The sequence below is a fragment of the Clostridium sp. AM25-23AC genome (genome assembly GCF_003435125.1).
Classification (GTDB): Bacteria; Bacillota; Clostridia; order Lachnospirales; family Lachnospiraceae; genus Pilosibacter; species Pilosibacter fragilis.
The window spans coordinates 53,540-72,120 of the sequence record NZ_QWGI01000010.1; the positions used below are offsets into that span (position 1 = coordinate 53,540).

General features: G+C 39.5%; 15 protein-coding genes. 2 read left to right on the forward strand and 13 right to left on the reverse strand.

From position 1 onward, the window contains the following. Window positions 1–197: 197 nt before the first annotated feature. From DW677_RS07855 to DW677_RS07865, 3 genes are all read right to left on the reverse strand, one after another. The gene (locus DW677_RS07855; RefSeq protein ID WP_117566825.1) at window positions 198–1,520 is read right to left on the reverse strand and encodes an AAA family ATPase; all 1,323 of its coding nucleotides are present in this window, start codon (window positions 1,518–1,520) and stop codon (window positions 198–200) included. A gap of 125 nt (window positions 1,521–1,645) precedes the next feature. Further along, window positions 1,646–2,866: a Coenzyme F420 hydrogenase/dehydrogenase, beta subunit C-terminal domain gene (locus tag DW677_RS07860; protein ID WP_117566827.1), complete on the reverse strand. Its 1,221-nt coding sequence runs from the start codon at window positions 2,864–2,866 to the stop codon at window positions 1,646–1,648. Window positions 2,867–2,880: 14 nt separating this feature from the next. Then, window positions 2,881–4,014: a polysaccharide pyruvyl transferase family protein gene (locus tag DW677_RS07865; RefSeq protein WP_117566829.1), complete on the reverse strand. Its 1,134-nt coding sequence runs from the start codon at window positions 4,012–4,014 to the stop codon at window positions 2,881–2,883. 303 nt (window positions 4,015–4,317) lie between these two features. On the opposite strand from DW677_RS07865, the gene DW677_RS07875 reads away from it, so the two are divergent. Beyond that, window positions 4,318–4,599, forward strand: a complete 282-nt coding sequence (locus tag DW677_RS07875) for a Mu transposase C-terminal domain-containing protein (protein WP_242992133.1) — start codon at window positions 4,318–4,320, stop codon at window positions 4,597–4,599. Window positions 4,600–4,616: 17 nt separating this feature from the next. Here DW677_RS07875 and aepY read toward each other — a convergent pair whose 3' ends face one another. From aepY to DW677_RS07920, 10 genes are all read right to left on the reverse strand, one after another. Continuing rightward, window positions 4,617–5,774: a phosphonopyruvate decarboxylase gene (gene aepY, locus DW677_RS07880; RefSeq protein WP_117503673.1), complete on the reverse strand. Its 1,158-nt coding sequence runs from the start codon at window positions 5,772–5,774 to the stop codon at window positions 4,617–4,619. Window positions 5,775–5,810: 36 nt separating this feature from the next. Further along, a complete protein-coding gene (gene aepX / locus DW677_RS07885; RefSeq protein WP_117566832.1) occupies window positions 5,811–7,106 on the reverse strand; it encodes a phosphoenolpyruvate mutase in 1,296 nt (431 codons plus the stop codon). A gap of 27 nt (window positions 7,107–7,133) precedes the next feature. Continuing rightward, window positions 7,134–8,309: a hypothetical protein gene (locus DW677_RS07890; RefSeq protein ID WP_117551762.1), complete on the reverse strand. Its 1,176-nt coding sequence runs from the start codon at window positions 8,307–8,309 to the stop codon at window positions 7,134–7,136. A gap of 3 nt (window positions 8,310–8,312) precedes the next feature. Further along, on the reverse strand, window positions 8,313–9,056 hold the full coding sequence (locus DW677_RS07895; RefSeq protein ID WP_117566834.1) for a DUF6564 domain-containing protein: 744 nt from the start codon (window positions 9,054–9,056) through the stop codon (window positions 8,313–8,315). Beyond that, window positions 9,053–10,042 carry an NAD(P)-dependent oxidoreductase gene (locus tag DW677_RS07900; RefSeq protein ID WP_117566873.1) on the reverse strand — a complete coding sequence of 330 codons (990 nt, stop codon included), beginning with the start codon at window positions 10,040–10,042 and terminating at the stop codon, window positions 9,053–9,055. Before DW677_RS07900 ends, DW677_RS07895 begins: the two co-directional genes overlap by 4 nt. Window positions 10,043–10,047: 5 nt before the next feature. Beyond that, entirely contained in the window at window positions 10,048–10,785 is a 738-nt protein-coding gene (locus DW677_RS07905; RefSeq protein ID WP_117566836.1) for a metallophosphoesterase family protein, read from the reverse strand. Between the two features lie 94 nt (window positions 10,786–10,879). Continuing rightward, the gene (locus tag DW677_RS18710; protein WP_242992128.1) at window positions 10,880–11,167 is read right to left on the reverse strand and encodes a hypothetical protein; all 288 of its coding nucleotides are present in this window, start codon (window positions 11,165–11,167) and stop codon (window positions 10,880–10,882) included. A 65-nt stretch (window positions 11,168–11,232) separates the two neighbouring features. Beyond that, window positions 11,233–11,835, reverse strand: coding sequence for a LicD family protein (locus tag DW677_RS18715; RefSeq protein WP_242992129.1), 603 nt, complete (start codon window positions 11,833–11,835; stop codon window positions 11,233–11,235). A 99-nt stretch (window positions 11,836–11,934) separates the two neighbouring features. Beyond that, entirely contained in the window at window positions 11,935–13,728 is a 1,794-nt protein-coding gene (locus DW677_RS07915) for a methyl-accepting chemotaxis protein (RefSeq protein WP_117566838.1), read from the reverse strand. Window positions 13,729–13,847: 119 nt separating this feature from the next. Next, entirely contained in the window at window positions 13,848–16,283 is a 2,436-nt protein-coding gene (locus DW677_RS07920) for a hypothetical protein (RefSeq protein WP_117566839.1), read from the reverse strand. A 190-nt stretch (window positions 16,284–16,473) separates the two neighbouring features. Here DW677_RS07920 and DW677_RS07925 point away from each other — a divergent pair, with 190 nt between their 5' ends. After that, window positions 16,474–18,576, forward strand: a complete 2,103-nt coding sequence (locus tag DW677_RS07925) for a chemotaxis protein CheA (RefSeq protein WP_117566841.1) — start codon at window positions 16,474–16,476, stop codon at window positions 18,574–18,576. Window positions 18,577–18,581 lie beyond the last annotated feature (5 nt).

Here is an 18,581-nt window from a genome sequence, read left to right on the forward strand (position 1 = left end):
TATCGTCAGCTACCATACAAAAATATATTGAGAGTCAGGGGTAATGACTAAAGATTTACAAGGCTCCTCCCACCACCTGAAGGTAGTGGGAGGAGCCTATAGCAAACGGCTGGCAGTGGTAGTTAAACCGGAAATGTACTCAGATATAACCGGAAGGTGTGATCAGCTCCAAGCAGAATCAATTCTTCTCATATTTCTCAATCCTGCATTGCTCCCAGATAAGCAATAGTGATTATGCTGCTCAACGAATTTTCATCGTTATACTGGATCATTGATGCATACTGTGAATGAAACTTATCGATTTCAGCAGCAACCTGTTTTTCATCCATTGACAGTGTAGCTGTAAGAAGTTTTCTCGATTCTTGCTGAAATGCAATCAGTTCATCCCAATTACTGCTTCTCACAGCTGTGATTAGTTCCTGTCTGATCTCCTCATTCGGAACAAATGCTGATTCACTATCCTCATTGTATCCTAGATAACCAAGGTGAATCAAGTAGGTGATCACATCGTCACGATTTTGTATCTTAGCCGGATCATTTTTGAAAGTTGCTGTATCAACTTTAACTTCTGAACCTGAAAGCATCTCGATAATCGCATTCCTCAGCCCATCATAATTCATGCAGATGAGTGGTACAACTACCTCATACGAACCGGTCTCAGACCAATAGCTTCTAAATCGTCCTTTTGTCATTACACTTACAACAGCTTTGGGATTATACACTTGATATCCATCAAGCAGATACCCATCATACCATTTTTTGACTTTATCAAAATCCCTGTTGTATTTTTCACAGAGTCCTTTTACCTCATTTTCGGTAAAACCGATGTATGGAGCCAATTCATCTGCCTGCAGCATTGTAAACTCATCCAGGTTATTTACTGCGGACTGGGCCCTTTCTTTCTTAATCGGCAGAATTCCCGTAAGATATGCCAGCTGGATGTACTTCGTTGGTTCTACACCTTTAAACATTCCCCTTAAAAAATTAAGGTATTCATCCTGAACGTTTTCTATAATTGCTCCATCTCGGATAATAACATCCCATTCATCTATGATAACAACAAATTTCTGTCCAGTACATTCCTTTACCCGTGAAAGCGCATCCGGAAGAGTCACTACCTCTTGTGGCAGCGCATCTGGATAAATGCCACGAAGTTCATCCAGAACACTTTTTGTTATAAAAGAGACCACTTTATCCGCATCATCACAGTTTGCTAAAAACCACTGAATATCAATATGGATCACATCGTATTTATTAAGATGCTTCTTGAAATCGGCATCTTTGCTTATCCTCAATCCTGAAAACATCTGCTCGGAATCCGTACCCTTGCTGTAATATGCCGCCAGCATGTTTGCTGCATAAGACTTTCCGAACCGGCGCGGCCGACTATTGCAGATATAGGCATTCGTTGTATCGAGAACACTATTTGTATACTCGATCAAGCCAGTCTTATCCACATATATTCTGGAGTTAAGAGCAACCTGAAACGCACTGCTGTCTGGGTTTACAAATCTTCCCATGCTTCCGGCCACCTTTCTTTGTAAATGCTTTAAAGATAGCTCTTCCGTTCATTCTGGTCAAAAATTCTAACCAGATTTTCTATCTTTTGGTTTAGATAATACATTGTACTGATCTCCTTTATATGTTACTTTCTATTCCTTATAGACCACACAAAAGCTTTCTGACGATTACCCCAAACGTATTTCTGCCATAATAGTTTTAGCGATGGCTTATCTGCCCATTTTCTGTTAATATCTTCAATATCCATTTCACTTTTCAGATCCTGCATAAATTGTTCTCGCTTAGGGTTCATTTCAATATGTTTACGCATTGGACCTTGATACCTTAAAGCATCTTCAAATCTCAACTCATGCCCATACATCGAACCTTCAGCTTTTTTCAATACAGATTTTCCCTTTTCAGTATTTGCAATTGCCAGAGAAGAACCACCATTTTTACCATATAATTCCATACAATAAATATGTACTCCCCATAGGTCGCCGAGAGATATATCGGCTGTCCGTTCCGTTGTCGCAAAGAGGCATTCATAGCATGAAGGTCGGCTCATAAGATGCTTCAACCAAATATACCAAAATGGGTTAAACCAACGGTCTTTTTCAATTACTTTTTTCTTATTATCGTTCATCATAACTGTGGTCCTCATTATCTCAAAGTCCCATTTGTGATGTCCGAGAAAAGAGTGGCCCTTATACCTGTAGTCAATGCTTTCGATTAAAGCACCGAATTTCTTTTTTAGTGATTGCTCATATTTCCGAATATAAAGGGGACTCGGGACGCCTTCGCAAATAACCTCCACGGTTAATAAGTTATCCTGATTCGTATTACGCAAAAACGCCTTTAATCCAGAAATTTGACATGGCGTTCCAGAAAAAAGCACTTTCTTTCCGGAATTCAAAAAATCTTTAGCCTGCTGATATGATTTACCCATTTTGCTTTGGGAATATTTTGATTTTCTAAACTTAGCCAAATTTTTCTTGTCGGTAATATAACTGTGCCAAACTAAAAGCCCCTTACTTTCTGCACCAAAAATCACATAATTGTCATCGCAAAAAGTATCGACAATAGCTGAAAATGCACCGCCGCTAGTGCTTTCAAAACGTACTTCTTCATCTTTGATATATCCACCAAAAACATACTTGTCCTTGCCATATCGCACTGGCATATTCTCATAAAGACAGACTTGGTGGCACAAATTACATTTTACACACAAGTCTTTATTAAGAATCGGATAACGAAATCCTTCATCGTCCTCTTCCATCTTCAATGCACTTTTAGGGCAAATCTGAACACAGGCTTCACAGCCGTAACACTTTCCCTTATCTTTGTCTATCAAGTATCCCGCCATATCTCACACCACCATTAAAAGCAGGAAGTCAATTCCATGTGCAAGAACTCAAGAGATTTTTTTCTAGCTTCTGCTATGCGACTATGAACTACTTCATAATTTATATCGTTCAAATTACCCTTGTCTTCCGCTCCACTTACCAGCAAATGGTCAGTCAAGCCAAACAGGGCAAGAAGCTCTTTTATTTTAGTATCACACAGTTCTCTGGAGAATACGTAGAACGGCTTACTGTATTGAACAGCAAATATCGCTCCATGGAACGAATTTGTCACAACACATTCTGCATATTTCGTAAGGGACAAAAACTCTTCAACCCCTGCCTCATAGAACATTCGGCGATTAGTTTTTTCAGCATTTTTTGCGCGCAAACTAATTTCAACGATCTTCCAGCCATTTTCTGCTGCAAGCTTCTCTGCATAAGCCTCCATATGAGGATTATATCTACGCGAATAAAGTAACAGATACTTCTCATTTTCCAGCCGTTCGTCCGCTATTTTGTCGTACTCATTACTTGTCAGCAATAATGTTGGATCAATTACCCTTTGAACTGGAACATCTACATGAGAAGCGACATATGGTATCATTTGATTTTCTCTTAAGCCAATCGCATTAAAATTTTTCAGCCTTTCGTTCAACTTTTGATAATCGTCCTGATCAAAATGTGAATCTGCAAAACTTGCGGCATACGCAACGCTATTCTTTTTCATACAATCATAATTTGCGAAATATCCATCATCGAAGCCTCCAAACTCATCAATGCAAAAGATCGTATCACTTCCACATACGAAGCCTGTAATGTTTTCATCCATAGAAATATCATTAAAATTTTGAGCCGTGTATTTCTTACACGTGCGTTCAAAACGCTTATGATAGAATTTATCAAACTTATAATAATTTTCCTGAATAGCGGGCAGTGTAAGCTCACACATCTTACGAGATTCCTCATCTTTATCCCACATATTGGCAACTGGATTCAATGGGTCTTTATCAGCTAAAACCTCAGGGCAATAATCAACAAGGACAGGCTCAACTATATTCCCAGCAATCTTTTTTATAGACTGACAAAGTGCCCATGATTGAAGTGCAGAGCCATAATTTGTGAAGTTACAATAGATGTTATAACTAACTATTCCAATTCTTTTTTTCATGTTTTATTTGTCTCCTTTTAAATTTTAAAATCACACACAAAGTGGTGAGGAACTTGTTCTTTTTTTTGGGGGGGAGTTCCATGTAATTACCATACTGCTGTTCCAACAGCTCTTTGCATTTTCTTATTGCCATAAAGTTCTTTCCGGCAAATTCCAATATGTACTCTATGATGATAAGAAAAAACTCACTACTTTGCAAGCTAATCCGTATAAAAACTTCATCTAAATTTCTCTTTGACACCTTTATGGCTCAGTTCCGCCCGGAATGGAGACCTGTCCTGCGTATCCCTTGGAATCCTTTTGTTGCATACCCATGTCCGTGATGGGGCTAGCAAAGGCAAGCCAGAGTCCAGACAATGGCTAGATGGCTGTTTTTATAACCGGATTACCAGAAAAGTCCGTAAGGACTCCACAGTTACGATTGATGGCGTCTGCTATGATGTTCCCATGCAATTCATCTCCGCAAAGGTCGATATCCGTTTCCAGCCAGATGACATATCTTCTGCATTTATTCTGTTTGATGATCAGAAGTTCCCGATTCGCCAGACCAATCGCAACGAAAATTATCCCCGCTCAAAAAAATAAAATATCCGCTTCACAAATTAATCTCTTTTCAAAGAGGTGGTTATTAATTGATATTCATTTAATGTTTTCAGATACTCCATGAACTTTTCCTTATTTTCAATAGCTGTTGTTGTTGGTCTACCCAGATTTTGTCTTGATCCAATAGCACACTTCACCTCTATTAAACTCAACTTTTTTCGTTTTCTTGCTTTCTTAAGTTCTCTTTCCAAATCATCAAATGTATCAACACAAACTGCATGTGGATAACCACAGGCTTTCGCAACTTTTGTAAAATTAACAGAAGCCGCTGTTGGCATGCCTCCAACTGTTTCATGCGCTTCATTGTTAATGATTACATGGATCATATTTGCGGGGGCAGTAGAACCTATTATCGCCATAGCTCCCATATGCATAAGAGCTGAACCATCACCATCAATACACCATATCTTTGTATCTGGCTCATTTAGTGCTATACCCAGGGCAATAGAAGACGTATGCCCCATTGATCCTACTGTCAGAAAATCATACTGGTGCCCCTGTTCATTTGCTGTCCTTATTTCAAAAAGTTCTCTCGATGCCTTCCCGGTAGTTGAAATAATTGGATCTTTTTTAGAATTTTTTACAATAAGCCGAATAACATCTTCTCGCAGCATTTTGTTATGATTTTTGTATGAAATCTTTGTATCCGTAGAAATAGCTCCTTTACTGACTACAAAAGCTACATCTTTTCCAACTGCCAATTTTTTCCTAAAGCATTCCATCTGCTGCTCTACTTCTTTATCCGTTGTTTCTTTGCGGATTACAAAAGCTTCTATCCCCATATCTTCGAGAAGTTTTAAAGTAATCTCTCCCTGATAAATATGCTGAGGTTCATCATGTATTCCCGGTTCACCTCTCCAGCCTATAATAAATATCATGGGTATCGCATAGACCTTATCATTTAACAACGATGCAACAGGATTAATAATATTTCCTTCTCCTGAATTCTGCATGTATACTACAGGTATCTTACCTGTGGACAGATAGTAACCAGCTGCTAAAGCTGTACAATTTCCTTCATTTGCCGCTATTATATGATGGTTCTCATTGATTCCATATGTTGCCATCAGGTAATCACAAAGTGCTTTTAATTGTGAATCCGGCACGCCTGTATAAAAATCTGATCCTATAATCTGTACTAGCTTTTCTGCTTTCATAAGCTCTTTGCACTCCTTACTCTCTTTCCACACTTGTTATAGTGTATCGATTAATGTAATAATATCCTTAATCGGAAGTAGTCGGTCATCCACTTCTTTCGCTCTATGATATTTCAATATTTCTCTTGCTGTATCCTGCATGGCAGGAAATGCACTGCGAGTCAACTGATTCGCATAAATCACAAGGTTCACCCCATGAACTGCCAGTTCCTCTTCCGTAATCGTATTGAAAGAGGAGGGAACCACTACTAAAGGTGTTTCCGTATTTACCATCCTGAACTTATCACAAAATTCCAGTATCTCCGCTGGATCTTTTTTTCTGCTATGAATCATAATTCCATCTGCACCTGCTTTAACAAAAGCAGTTGCACGCTTTAAAGCATCTTCCATTCCGCGTTCCAGAATAAGACTTTCAATTCTTGCAATGATCATGAAATCATCTGTAAGCTGGGCATTTTTTCCTGCGCGTATCTTCTGGCTGAAATGTTCTATACTATCCTGGGTCTGTGCCACATCTGTCCCAAACAGCGAATTTTTCTTAAGCCCCGTTTTATCTTCAATGATCACAGCTGAAACTCCCATTTTCTCAAGAGACCTCACTGTATATACAAAATGTTCTGTCAGCCCACCTGTATCTCCATCAAAAATGATAGGTTTTGTTGTTACCTCTGTAACATCATCAATTGTTCTAAACCGGCTTGTCATATCAACAAGCTCAATATCAGGTTTCCCTTTAGCTGTGGAATCACAAAGAGAAGAAATCCACATTGCATCAAATTGATCCAATCTGCCATTATGCTCAACCACCGTTTTCTCTGCAATAAGACCTGTAATTCCATTATGAACTTCCAGTGCCTTTACAATCGGTCTAATGCCAAGTAACTGCTTTAATCGCTTCCGTCTGTACTCTGGCATAGCAAGTCTCGCCCTCATTTTCCTACTGAGTTCTTTAATCTGTGGATCATATGTATATGGAATATCAATGATCTTACCACCGTAAGCTTCCACTGCTTTTTTTGCATTTTCGCGGATTGCTTTCATAGGTCCTTTACACCAATTATCTCCATGTATAACATAATCCGGCTTTATTTTCCTAATGACCGTATCATACATAATTGAATCCTGTTCGACTACTTCTGACACACCAGTAATTTCTTGCACCATTTTTTTTCTTTCATAAAAAGAAATTGTGGGAAAACGGTCAAACTGTACTAATGCCTTATCTGTCATAACACCAACCACTACGTCTCCATATTTTTGTGCCTCATGGATGATATTTAAATGCCCTGCATGGATCACATCTGTTGTAAAGCATGTATATACAATGCCCATATTTGAATCTCCTCTAATTTGTTCGTTTTATTTGTTTTTTTCTATTATTTCCCTGATAATAAACTCTGCTGTATTATCTATTTCATCAAAAGAAACCTGTTTTGTAAGATTCACGTCAAAAACTTTTTTTACTTTTTGTAACAATTCATTTGTATAAACAAGAACACCATCCTGGACATTCTCTATTCCGTCTAAATAAATAGATTCTTTGTTTTTTTTCCTCATTTCTTCCAAAGAAAAAACAGTTTCATCTATATACGCTCGTGGAGATTCACCACTTCCATCAATAATAACCGGGTATCCACCTATCTCACCAAATACCCCAGGACAATGAAGTTTTGTCTTTTTTCCAGTTCTTACCGCCCCAAGGATTGCCTGAATAATTTCAAAATTACTAGAAGCATTCATCATATTTCTTTTAGCATCAACTGGCATAGGGATATTGCAATTGGATATGATTTTATCAATCCCCAAAGGTAGTGGACTGTCATGGTATCTCATGTCGATCAGCATTGGAACTCCCTCTGTATGACCTTCTTTACTAATACATACATCATGAAAATGGGCAACTGCAAATGTAATATCTATATTCCAAAAGTCTCTAATCGAGAGAATATTGCCTGCCGCAAGCTTAAATCGGTATACCAGATGATTGATGTTACCACTTCCAAAGTCCGGATATGCCTTACCTGCCGATTTCAACCATGGTATCACCACATCTGAATAAGATGTATTAATAACAATCGCATCTGAACCAGTTCTTTCATAAGCCTCCATGATATTTTTTGTATATCGTATAGATAAAGGAGACCAGATTCCATAAGCCCGCACTGTTTTCCACGAAATGCTTCCATATTTCAACCCTGAGTAAGCACGGCTGCTATTGACAATGATATCCGGTACAAAACACTCTATAGCATGCTCAATCGTTTTTATATCGTTTAAATCAACAGTAGCATTTATTTTTACCTGACATTTGTTTTGTCCTCTGATCAACGACGCAACCTTAACGATATTTACATCCGAGTTCATTTTTTCTTCATTTCTTCCAACCACGCAGATTTCCATATTCTCATCCGCCATAGAAACCAGATAATCCAGCAAATAATTTCCTACACTTCCCAGGCCAATGATCATAATTCTGACTTTCCTGTTTTTCAATTCATTTTTCAATTTTTCCAGCTTTTCATTGATTGTTTTCATCTTTTAATACTCCTGAATTTGGTTGAAGTCATCTAATGTATTGCAGTTAACCCAATTTCCCAAGGTAATCAGTTCATACTTGTCTCTCCCAATAGTACGAAAATATTTTTCAACAAAAATCAGATTAGTTCCTTTCCATTCTTCTTTATCTATTTTGCTAAATACTTTTTTTGCTATTTCTTTATCTGAAAATTTCCAGACCTGTCCAGAATTATAAATCGCAAAAAAGGGCTCTTTTATGAGTAATTCATTGTGTCCTGTATCATATATGTATCGGATTTCACCAGCAATATCAAAATACAGCGCAACTGATTTGTCTGCTAGGATTGGATTTCTATTAACAGTAACCACACTTTTATCGGCACTACACACCCTTTGGTAATCGTCTTCATTAAAATATAAATCTCCTTCTGCAAAAACGATCTCATCTGCCCCTGTTTCAAAGGCTTTTTGCAGTCCTAAATAAAGACTATATCCTGAACCATAGGTTGAATAATATGGATTTTCAATCAAAAGAATCCTATCTGAAAACTTTTTAAATGATGCCCTGATTGTTTCGCATAACTCTTTATATCTGTATCCACCCACTATAATAAAATAGTCAAATTCTCTGCTGCGTTCTAACAAAATATACAACAAGCTGTCTTTTAATGACTTATTATGATATAAACACTTAATGACCGGCTTACCTACTGACCGGCTGAATCGTGTAGACATGCCCGCCACCGTTATGATTAAAACTTTCATTTGTTTAATTCCTTTACACACTCTTCAATACCTTGTTCAAGTGTTACTTTCGGCATCCATCCGGTTCTTTCCCGGATTTTATCTGTATTTAACAGTCTCCTTTCCGGATCTGACTTTCTAAATCCTGTAAATACAATCTGTGGATCTTTCTTCCCCATTTTATCCCCACACATTTTTACCAGATTTACAATGGATATTTCCTCATCCGTTGCCACATTATAAATAGAACCATCCAAAGCCTCCGGTGAATCAATCAATGCAATCACAGCCCTGCAAGAATCTTCATTGTAAAGAAATGTTCTCATATTTTTCTTACTATTTTCTAAAAGCTGCACCTTTCCTGTATCCTTTAACTGGTGAAGGATATAAGGGATAATATGTTTTGGATACAATTCATTTTTACTGTAAACATTAGCAAAGCGAATCGAACATCCTTTAATCTTACCTTCATCCACAGCATCTTTTATAAAAAATTCTGTCATAAGTTTTCCAGTAGCATAGCTCGTTCTCTGGCTGTGTTCTGCATCAGACATAGTAATAAAATCCGACTCTTTCACTCCATCCGGTGTCCATGACTGCATAGAATATACTTCAGACGTTGAACAATTTATATAAATATCTGCACCATTCTCTATCGCCTGGTCAAGAAACATCTTCATTCCCAGTACATTGGTTGTAAACGTGCGATTTACATGATAAAAATGTTCCGTATGTACCACTGCAGCACAGTTTATGTATACAAGTAAACCATATTGACCCTTTTCTTTTTGTATTTCTTGTTTCAGGCTGTCCATCTGGGCATTATCATTAATATCGTATTGATAAAACGTAAAAAGTGAATTATTGACTATGTCTTCTACTGTATGAAGAGAAGACGCAAAAAAATTATCAAAACCTATCACCTTATGTCCCATTCTGACAAGCTGTCTTGCCAATTCATTTCCTGTCATTCCAGTTACTCCACTGATCACATACAAGTTTTTCATTATCATCATACTCCTGTTAATAACCTTTTTTTATAAAAAGAATCTATTTTATCAGAAAATGCTTTCTGCTCTCTTTCTATATCATAATCAACTGCACACATCTTAAATTCATCTGTTTCTGTATCCCATAGTACAAATTGTGCTCTGGGATTATGATTCCTTGGCTGTCCGACAGACCCTGGATTAATAAACATTGTACGTTTCTTATTTCTGTATTCTATATTATCTACATAATAATATTCACCAAATATATGCGGTAAATGGGAATGTCCAGAAAAAACATAGTCATATTTTTTATATTCTCTTAAATCCTGCCCAGGTCTGATAGCTGTCCACAAATGATCTTTAAGGCTTCCATGAACTGCTAAGCATTTTTTTCCTTCTATAACTACCTCTGTTAATGCTGTTGAATCCATTATGGTATTCAAATAATGCCAACTTTGTGCATTCAGCAATTTTCGCGTATTCTCTGCACATCTTTTCCCTCTTTCAGAAGAAAACATGTCATATTTTTGTTCTATGACTGCTTCCTCATGATTTCCACGAATATTACCGATTATTTCCCATGGAAGATCCATTAAGCAGGTAATCACCTCATTTGAGTGAGGACCATAATCAATAATATCTCCCAGAATGAGTACTTTTTTTATCTGTTCTTTTTCCAGATATTTTACAACTTCACGAAAAGCTTCCATATTACCATGTATATCTGATAAAACTGCTATTTTCATTAATTTAAACATGCCATCGCGACATGTCCTCCTTGTATCGCTCCTGCCTTCGGCACAAACAATGCATGAATCTTTTTTGACAGGTTACTTTTTATTTCAGTTCGTTTTAAAATCCAATTGGCGATATCAGAATAGTATGACTATTTCCCGTTTCCGTATTGGCTGTGTTCTCACAGATTCCTTTATTATTTTGCATTTTTTCTTTTACATTTTTGCTTTTTACATTAAAGTCAAAACTTGATACAGGAGCATGTGTCTGCCTTTTTTCTACAGGAAGAGGTGTCATATAATCATTATAAAAATATTTTAAAAATCCATCATAATCCTTCGTTCCATAAAATTTATGCCCTTCAAAATCATATTCTGAACGCTCTAAAAACCAACTTTTAGGCATTCCAAAATGTGCTTTTCCGTGATTATAGTTTTTATGATATTGAAATAATGGAGATAATAGAGTTCTCACTCTATTTGGGCTGGTGTTACTACTTTTTTTGACATTTTCCCAACCTGTTTATATACCCAGTTTACAGAAATCAAATTTAAAAGTTGATAGCAGAGCTTCGGTAAACCTTTGGCATTTACTTTTCCTACCCGAGCATAGAGGATTTTTCGAAGAAAAAAGCACCAGAACCTATGAAATATCATCCCCAATAAGCTTTTGGGGCAGTCATCCATCACAAGGATATCCACAAATACCCCATTTTTTCCCTTCATATGCTCCTGACCTGCACGGACAAATGTAGTTCCAGTGCGTCGCAGTTTCCCATACTGCCAAAGATACTCCGGGTCATTAAAATGATCCTGGAAATAGCAGATAGAAGGATCCATTTCGTGTGCAACCTTACGAAATTTTTCATACTCTTCCCTAAGCATTGCTATATCAGAGTCATCATCCCATGGGATAAATCCCTTATGTCTGACAGCTCCCAGGAGGGTTCCATAGGTAATACAGTATTTAATATCATATTTTCTACATACCCGGTCCAATTCCTCCAGCATATCCAGCTCTAACAGCTGCATCGTCCTGAATTCTTCCGGTGATAATTTTCTTGGCTCTGCCATTTTCAGTTTCCTTTCCAACTTTAATCAAGCCCACAACAGAAAATAAAATCTGCTGTGGGCTCGCTCATACACACTATCTATTCTTTTTTAACCACAGCCTTAGTATTTGTCATTATCCTCATAAGAGATAGTGGATGACGGTTCTTTTTCTCCTGTTTCTCCTGTTGTCTTGCCTGGCTGTGCTGTATGTGATACAGGATCCGCAGAACCATCCTTCAATGTGAATTTACCTACCAAATCCTTTAAGATCTGTGCCTGGCTGGAAAGTTCCTCACTGGCTGCAGCGCTTTCTTCTGCAGTTGCAGAATTGCTCTGTACAACGCTGGAGATCTGGCTGATGCCTTCATTTACCTGTTTTACTGAAACTGCCTGTGACTCGCTGGCAGAAGAGATCTCCTCAATGGTCTGTGCTACTCCCTGAACGCCTTCGGTCAGCTGCTGCAATGCCTTGGCCGTGTCATTTGCAATCTTTGTACCACGGTCAACTGCGTGAAGAGAACCTTCAATGAGAGCAGAAGTATTCTTTGAAGCTTCTGCTGATTTTCCTGCAAGATTACGAACCTCGTCTGCTACTACTGCAAATCCTTTTCCTGCTGCTCCTGCACGGGCTGCTTCTACGGCTGCGTTCAAAGCAAGAATATTAGTCTGGAATGCAATATCCTCAATCGTCTTGATGATCTTTCCAATCTCACTGGAGCTGTTGCTGATGTCCGTCATGGCAGAAAGCATCTCCTGCATACGCTGTCTGCTTTCTCCTGCCTGTTCTCTTACATTATCAGCCATGTCGCTGGCTGACTTTGCATTCTCGGCATTCTTTTCAACATTATTGGAAATCTCATTAATGGTAGCTGCCAGTTCTTCCACGGAAGAAGCCTGCTCGGTAGCACCCTGGGATAATGCCTGTGCTCCGGAGGATACCTGATCGGAACCTGCTGCCACCTGATCAGCTGACTGGGTAACACTCGAAAGCGTCGTGCTTAAATTATCTCTCAGAAGAACCATAGAGTTATAAATCGCAACATAGCTTCCTACATAATCCTTTGACATAGAAGAATACACATTAAAGTTTCCGCGGCTCATCTCTGTAAGGATATTTGTCTCATCTGCCACTACCGCTTTCAGGAACGCTGCTACAGACCGCAGATCGTCTGAAAGCCTTCCAAGTTCATCTTCAGACTTGTATCCGATCTCAATATCCATATTACCTTGTCTCATCTTTTTCATAGCTTCCTGCAGCTGTTTTACCGGCTCCACTACGGAACGTATCAGGATCGTTGCCATAATAACGGTAAGGATCAGTGCAACGATAACAATTATGATCCCTACAATAAACAGGACGTTTCTGGTCTGCATGGAAGAATTGTAATCATTACCAACAAGGTCTGTCACCTGATCGCTAAACTGATCCAGAATTCCTTCCAGCTTGGACACTTCCGGGTCAAACTCATTGATAAACGTGAGCCTTGCCTGCTCTTTCGCACGGTCAGAACCAGTGGACAGATACTCTATGACCTTGTTTGTGACCTCAGAAGTTGCCTGAAGCTGTGTATGAAACTGGTTTACCAGTGTCATATCTCCATTATAATGCTCCAGGAACCAGCCTGCGTTCTCCTCAAGGCCGGCTCTATACGAATCAACGTTTGAAAGATGTGTTTTTGTGGCGGTGGGGTCATCATTAATCATAGCCTCCACCAGATTCTGGATTGTTGCCAGCGTATAGATTTTTACCTTGTCTACATGTACGATCGCTTCGTGGTTATTTTTATAGAACTGGGTATATCTTGTACTGATATTAACCATTCCATAAAAAAGTGCACCAACTGTTACAAAAAAACAGATGACCACTGCTCCAAAAGCAATCGTGATTTTTTGCTTCATATTACGGTTCTTCATGTTCCTTCCCTCTCTTTGTTATTTCTTTCGTGGAATATTGTGGAATCTAATCCCTATATTTATTATTCGGCAAGTACCGAAAAATCATAAGGGATGTTTGGTTTTTCATTTTTCTCTTTTCATCCATTTGCAAGCTTGCTTTTTACATAGTCCTTGATCATTTTACCGCTGTGTCTATCATCTGGTACTGGCATCTGGATCTGGTCACAGAGAGAAAGCCATTTGTCCAGCGTAAGGACTTCATTTTCCTCCTCTACATAATACAGATCTGTGGGAAGGATATCCTTATAAATTGCTGCTGACGGAGAATTCCATTCCTGATATTCCTGCTCTGTAAAACGGATATCACAGTTTTTTTCTCCTTCTGTAACTTTCCTAAATCTGCTGCCTAATACGGTCTTTTCTTCTTTCCGTTCCTTTCTCCAAACCACTGTTCCATCCAGACAAAACTTTAAATAGATTCCTGATCCCAGATCATCTGCGATCACTTCATTTTCGGATACTGCATATAGCTGTATTTCGTTGCTGTCAATATATAAAAGCTCTTCTATTTTTCCCTCTTCTCTGGTTTCTTTCAGGATGCATCCTGTTCTGGCATCGAAAAATACCAGAGTATCACCACAAACTGTAACCGAAGTGATTTCCCTTTCCGGATCTGCAAAACTGCACCAGGATACTTTTCCTGTATCCGTGTTCAGGATCAGCCATCGTTTTTTATAAGTCTGCGGACATAAAATGTTTCTGCCTATAGAAACAGCCCCGCCAAATACCCCCGGAATACCACGTACTTTATTCTTATCCACCATTGTATAGGTTACATGTCCGGAAGTAAGATCTATGCAAAGGATGCTGTTGTACCATGCAGGCATACAATATAGTACATTACCTCTCTGAAAGCCTTTCAGGAATAACGGCTGTTCTATAAAATGCTCTGCATCACGGATCTGTACGGACTCAAACTGATCCTTATCTATATGGTAAATGGCCAGGTTTCTGGCAAAATATGGGACAAGATACAGTCTGTCTTCTACCCGTACAACAGAACGGAACAGATCTCCCTTAAATGCCAATTCTCCCGGAATCTTTCCTATGCAGGAAAGTCTGTCCATTTGTTTATCATAATGAAACAGCAGGTTTACTTTTCCGTGAACAAACCACACCTCTTTTTCATCTTCCCAAAAAGCTCCCGGCCAGCATGGTATCTTACATTCCTTTTCTCTTACCAGGGAATCCTGATATAAAACCGGTTTTCCTGTTTCCCAGAACAACTGGGCTACAGAGCTGTAATCTCCGTAATAGCAGTCACAGGAAGCAATGGCAAGATCAAGATCGTATCCGCTGTCCAGGATTCCCCAGCCTTCTTCTTCATAGGAAGCCAGAAGTTCTCTATATTTCCGTAAAAACTGGGGCCGCATCACCTCCAGTGTCTGTTCATACAGTGGATGAGGACGAAGCCATAAAGCGAGATCTTTTCTGTTTCTAAAATATTGAAGTACCTCTTCTATCTTCTGCATCATATCTGGCTGGGTCAGAAGTGCCTCTACAGACAGACTATAAAATACAGTCTTTTTCCTGGCTCCGTCAGGTCTGTAAAGACATTCCCTCCATTTTTCTGGAAGAGAACTGTCCTGTCTTTTCGTACTTCGGGCACGTTCAATCTTTGGTGATCCAAAGTTCTGTACCTTCTCTTCCCATTGCTCTGTTGGAACTCCTTTGAGTCCGGAACACAAAATATTGATAAACAGTTCTCTTTCCTGCTCTGTTGCTGTAACAAAGCAGTCTGCATTAATAGTTCCCGGCTCAATGACAAACCCGGTGCTTCTCGCCTGGCGTTTCGCAGATTCTACGTTTCCAGTACTTGGTGTGGTATAATAAGGCAGATATACCAGCTGGTCTGCATATTTCTTCAATCTGCTGCTATAAAAATCAGGATGGACGCTGGTCAATCTATTGTTCTGGTCATAGGGATTGTGGATAAACACCGCATCCGGTTTTTTATCTTCCAGGCGGAATGTGCGGTAATCTGTGACAGGAACATCTGATGGATACTGATCTCCCTCGTAGTGTTCTACTGCCAGATTCCCGTCCTGGTCTTTATCAAAATAGGGGATCGGTACAACATAGGCATCGCAATCCGGATCCTTATCTGCCGCTTTCCAGACGGTTTCCATAGAATCCCACATAGACACTTTATATGGAAGAAAGACAAAACAGAGACGGTCTGTTTCCATATCATTCTCCATACGTTCATATAAAAGTTTCAATTCTTTCTTTATTTTTTTATACAGCCTTGCAATCTGTTTTTTACTGTGAAGATTCTGACTCATCTCATAAAGATCTTCACAATATACTTCCAGAAGGGGGACCAGATCTGCTTTTCCCACATTTTCCAGCTCTGTTCCCAACAAAAGGGCTGTTTCCTGAGATTGTGAAAGAGCATCGATCATCATTTCTTCTGTATTCTGGCCGAATCCCATGAACACTCTTTCATTTGCCCGCATTAAGAGGGCCGCTGTCTGCAAAAGCCTTCTTTTTTCTTTTCTTTTGATCGCCATTTTTACGGTTTCCTCCAAAAATGATCAGATATCCTATCTCTGATAATTTTATCGGCGTTTTCTTTTTTTTTATAACTGTTGTATCAACTTACTGTTTCTTTTTTGAAATCCCCTTATCCATTTTCAACCACCGCCGATAAAGTTAAAAGAAATACTATTCTGATTATTATGAAAAAAGGCGGTGTACAATATGAGCAGTGGTATGGACAGCAGTATTCTGGATACATACCTTTATGAAGAAAACAATCTTTTAGACCAGTTAGACGAAATGCTGGTTGCTGATGAGAAAAACGGTGATTTTTCCACCGATGACGTAAATGAGATCTTCCGTATCATGCATACGATCAAAGGCTCTTCTGCAATGATGGAATTTAATTCGATCTCCACGATCGCCCATCATATTGAAGATGTATTTTTTTATATCCGTGATAAAGGAATCGAAACTCTGGATCCTGAACATAAGAAAGAGCTTTTCAACCTGATGTTCCGTTCAGAGGATTATTTAAGAAGCGAAATCGAGAAAGTAGAACAGGGAGTACCTCTTTCTACTGATATTGATGCGTTCTCCAATGAGATCAATTCTTTTTTGAAGAAGATCAGCGGCGCTGCACCTGCACAGCCGGAAGCTTCACAGGCTGCACCTGCAGCTTCTGGAGCTGCAGCTCCTGGTGCTGCAGCTCCTGCTTCTCTCCCTGATGATAAGGATGCAGCCTGCTTTTTCCATGTTTTTCTGGAAGAAGGCGTGGGAATGGAGAATCTGCGGGCTTATATGATCGTAAATGCAGTAAGGGAATGTGAAGTGACTTTTCGTTTCTATCCCAGTGATATGGAAACAGATCCGGATACTTCACAGAAGATCGCAGAAAATGGCTTTTTCCTTGCTTTTGACTCCAGTGAAGACGCTTCTAAGGCTGAAGGAATTTTAAAAACCCAGAACCACATCCGATCTTATGAGCTTGTAAATGTCCCAAAAGCTGCTCCTCCTGCAAAAGCTGAGGAAAAAAAGGCATCTGTTTCTAAACCCACGGCACCAGCACCTGCATCCACAGATACAGCTGCCGGGAAAGCAGCTCCTATGCTTTCCCATGCCCCGGTCAAGCAGAATCTGATCAGCGTCAACCTGATGAAGCTGGACAGCCTGATGGATATTGTTGGTGAGATCGTGATCACTGAATCCATGGTCACATCTTCCCCTGAATTAAACCTGCTGCCAAGGGACAACAGGGATAATTTTATGAAATCAGCACGCCAGCTGCGTAAACTCACCAATGATCTGCAGGATATTGCCATGTCTTTACGCATGGTCCCGATTTCCGGCGTGTTCCAGAAAATGAACCGTATTGTGCGTGATATGAAGCAGAGCCTGGGAAAAGACGTCCGTCTGACCATTGTAGGTGAAGATACAGAGGTAGATAAGACGATCGTAGACAATATACAGGATCCTATCATGCATATCGTGCGTAACAGCATGGATCATGGGATTGAAGAAACAGCCCAGGAACGTATTGCTGCCGGTAAGGATCCCCAGGGCGAAATCGTACTTTCCGCTTCCCATACCAGCAGTGAGGTTGTTATCTCCATTAAAGATGACGGATATGGCATGGATCCCCAGAAGATTCTTGAAAAAGCCCGGTCAAAGAACATGCTGACCAAGCCTGATTCTGAATACAGCCAGAAGGAGATCCTGGGGCTGATCATGCTTCCCGGATTTTCCACCAATACAGAGGTAACTGAATATTCCGGTCGTGGTGTTGGAATGGATGTTGTAAAGAAAAATGTAGAATCCTTAGGCGGTATCGTTTCTGTATCCAGTACCTACGGTGAAGGAACTACGATTTCCATGAAGATCCCGCTGACTCTGGCTATTGTAGATGGAATGAAAGTAACGGTAGGTGATTCTATTTTTACTATACCGATCGCCAATATCCGTCAGTCCTTTAAGGTAAAAGCAGATCAGGTGATCAAAGATGAATATGGCAATGAAATGGTAGAACGTGTTGACCATTTTTATCCTATCGTCCGCCTCCATTCCTTCTATCACCTTCCAACTGAGGTTACCCAGATGGAAGACGGTATCCTTTTATGGGTGGAAGCAAATGACCGTTCTTACTGCCTGTTTGTAGATGATCTGATCGGCGAGCAGCAGGTGGTAGTAAAGCCGCTTCCTGCTTTTCTCAGTGAATTTAACCTGAAAGACCACGGCATCACCGGCTGTACCATTATGGGTGATGGCAATATCAGCATCATTCTGGATATCCTCAGCTTATATTCCATAGCTGTAGAGAATGCGTAAACAGG

Coding starts and splice junctions, on each gene's coding strand:
- DW677_RS07855 (WP_117566825.1), bottom strand. CDS start 1,520: ATGGGAAGATTTGTAAACCCAGACAGCAGTGCGTTTCAGGTTGCTCTT.
- DW677_RS07860 (WP_117566827.1), bottom strand. CDS start 2,866: ATGGCGGGATACTTGATAGACAAAGATAAGGGAAAGTGTTACGGCTGT.
- DW677_RS07865 (WP_117566829.1), bottom strand. CDS start 4,014: ATGAAAAAAAGAATTGGAATAGTTAGTTATAACATCTATTGTAACTTC.
- aepY (WP_117503673.1), bottom strand. CDS start 5,774: ATGAAAGCAGAAAAGCTAGTACAGATTATAGGATCAGATTTTTATACA.
- aepX (WP_117566832.1), bottom strand. CDS start 7,106: ATGGGCATTGTATATACATGCTTTACAACAGATGTGATCCATGCAGGG.
- DW677_RS07890 (WP_117551762.1), bottom strand. CDS start 8,309: ATGAAAACAATCAATGAAAAGCTGGAAAAATTGAAAAATGAATTGAAA.
- DW677_RS07895 (WP_117566834.1), bottom strand. CDS start 9,056: ATGAAAGTTTTAATCATAACGGTGGCGGGCATGTCTACACGATTCAGC.
- DW677_RS07900 (WP_117566873.1), bottom strand. CDS start 10,042: ATGAAAAACTTGTATGTGATCAGTGGAGTAACTGGAATGACAGGAAAT.
- DW677_RS07905 (WP_117566836.1), bottom strand. CDS start 10,785: ATGTTTAAATTAATGAAAATAGCAGTTTTATCAGATATACATGGTAAT.
- DW677_RS18710 (WP_242992128.1), bottom strand. CDS start 11,167: ATGCCTAAAAGTTGGTTTTTAGAGCGTTCAGAATATGATTTTGAAGGG.
- DW677_RS18715 (WP_242992129.1), bottom strand. CDS start 11,835: ATGGCAGAGCCAAGAAAATTATCACCGGAAGAATTCAGGACGATGCAG.
- DW677_RS07915 (WP_117566838.1), bottom strand. CDS start 13,728: ATGAAGAACCGTAATATGAAGCAAAAAATCACGATTGCTTTTGGAGCA.
- DW677_RS07920 (WP_117566839.1), bottom strand. CDS start 16,283: ATGGCGATCAAAAGAAAAGAAAAAAGAAGGCTTTTGCAGACAGCGGCC.
- DW677_RS07925 (WP_117566841.1), top strand. CDS start 16,474: ATGAGCAGTGGTATGGACAGCAGTATTCTGGATACATACCTTTATGAA.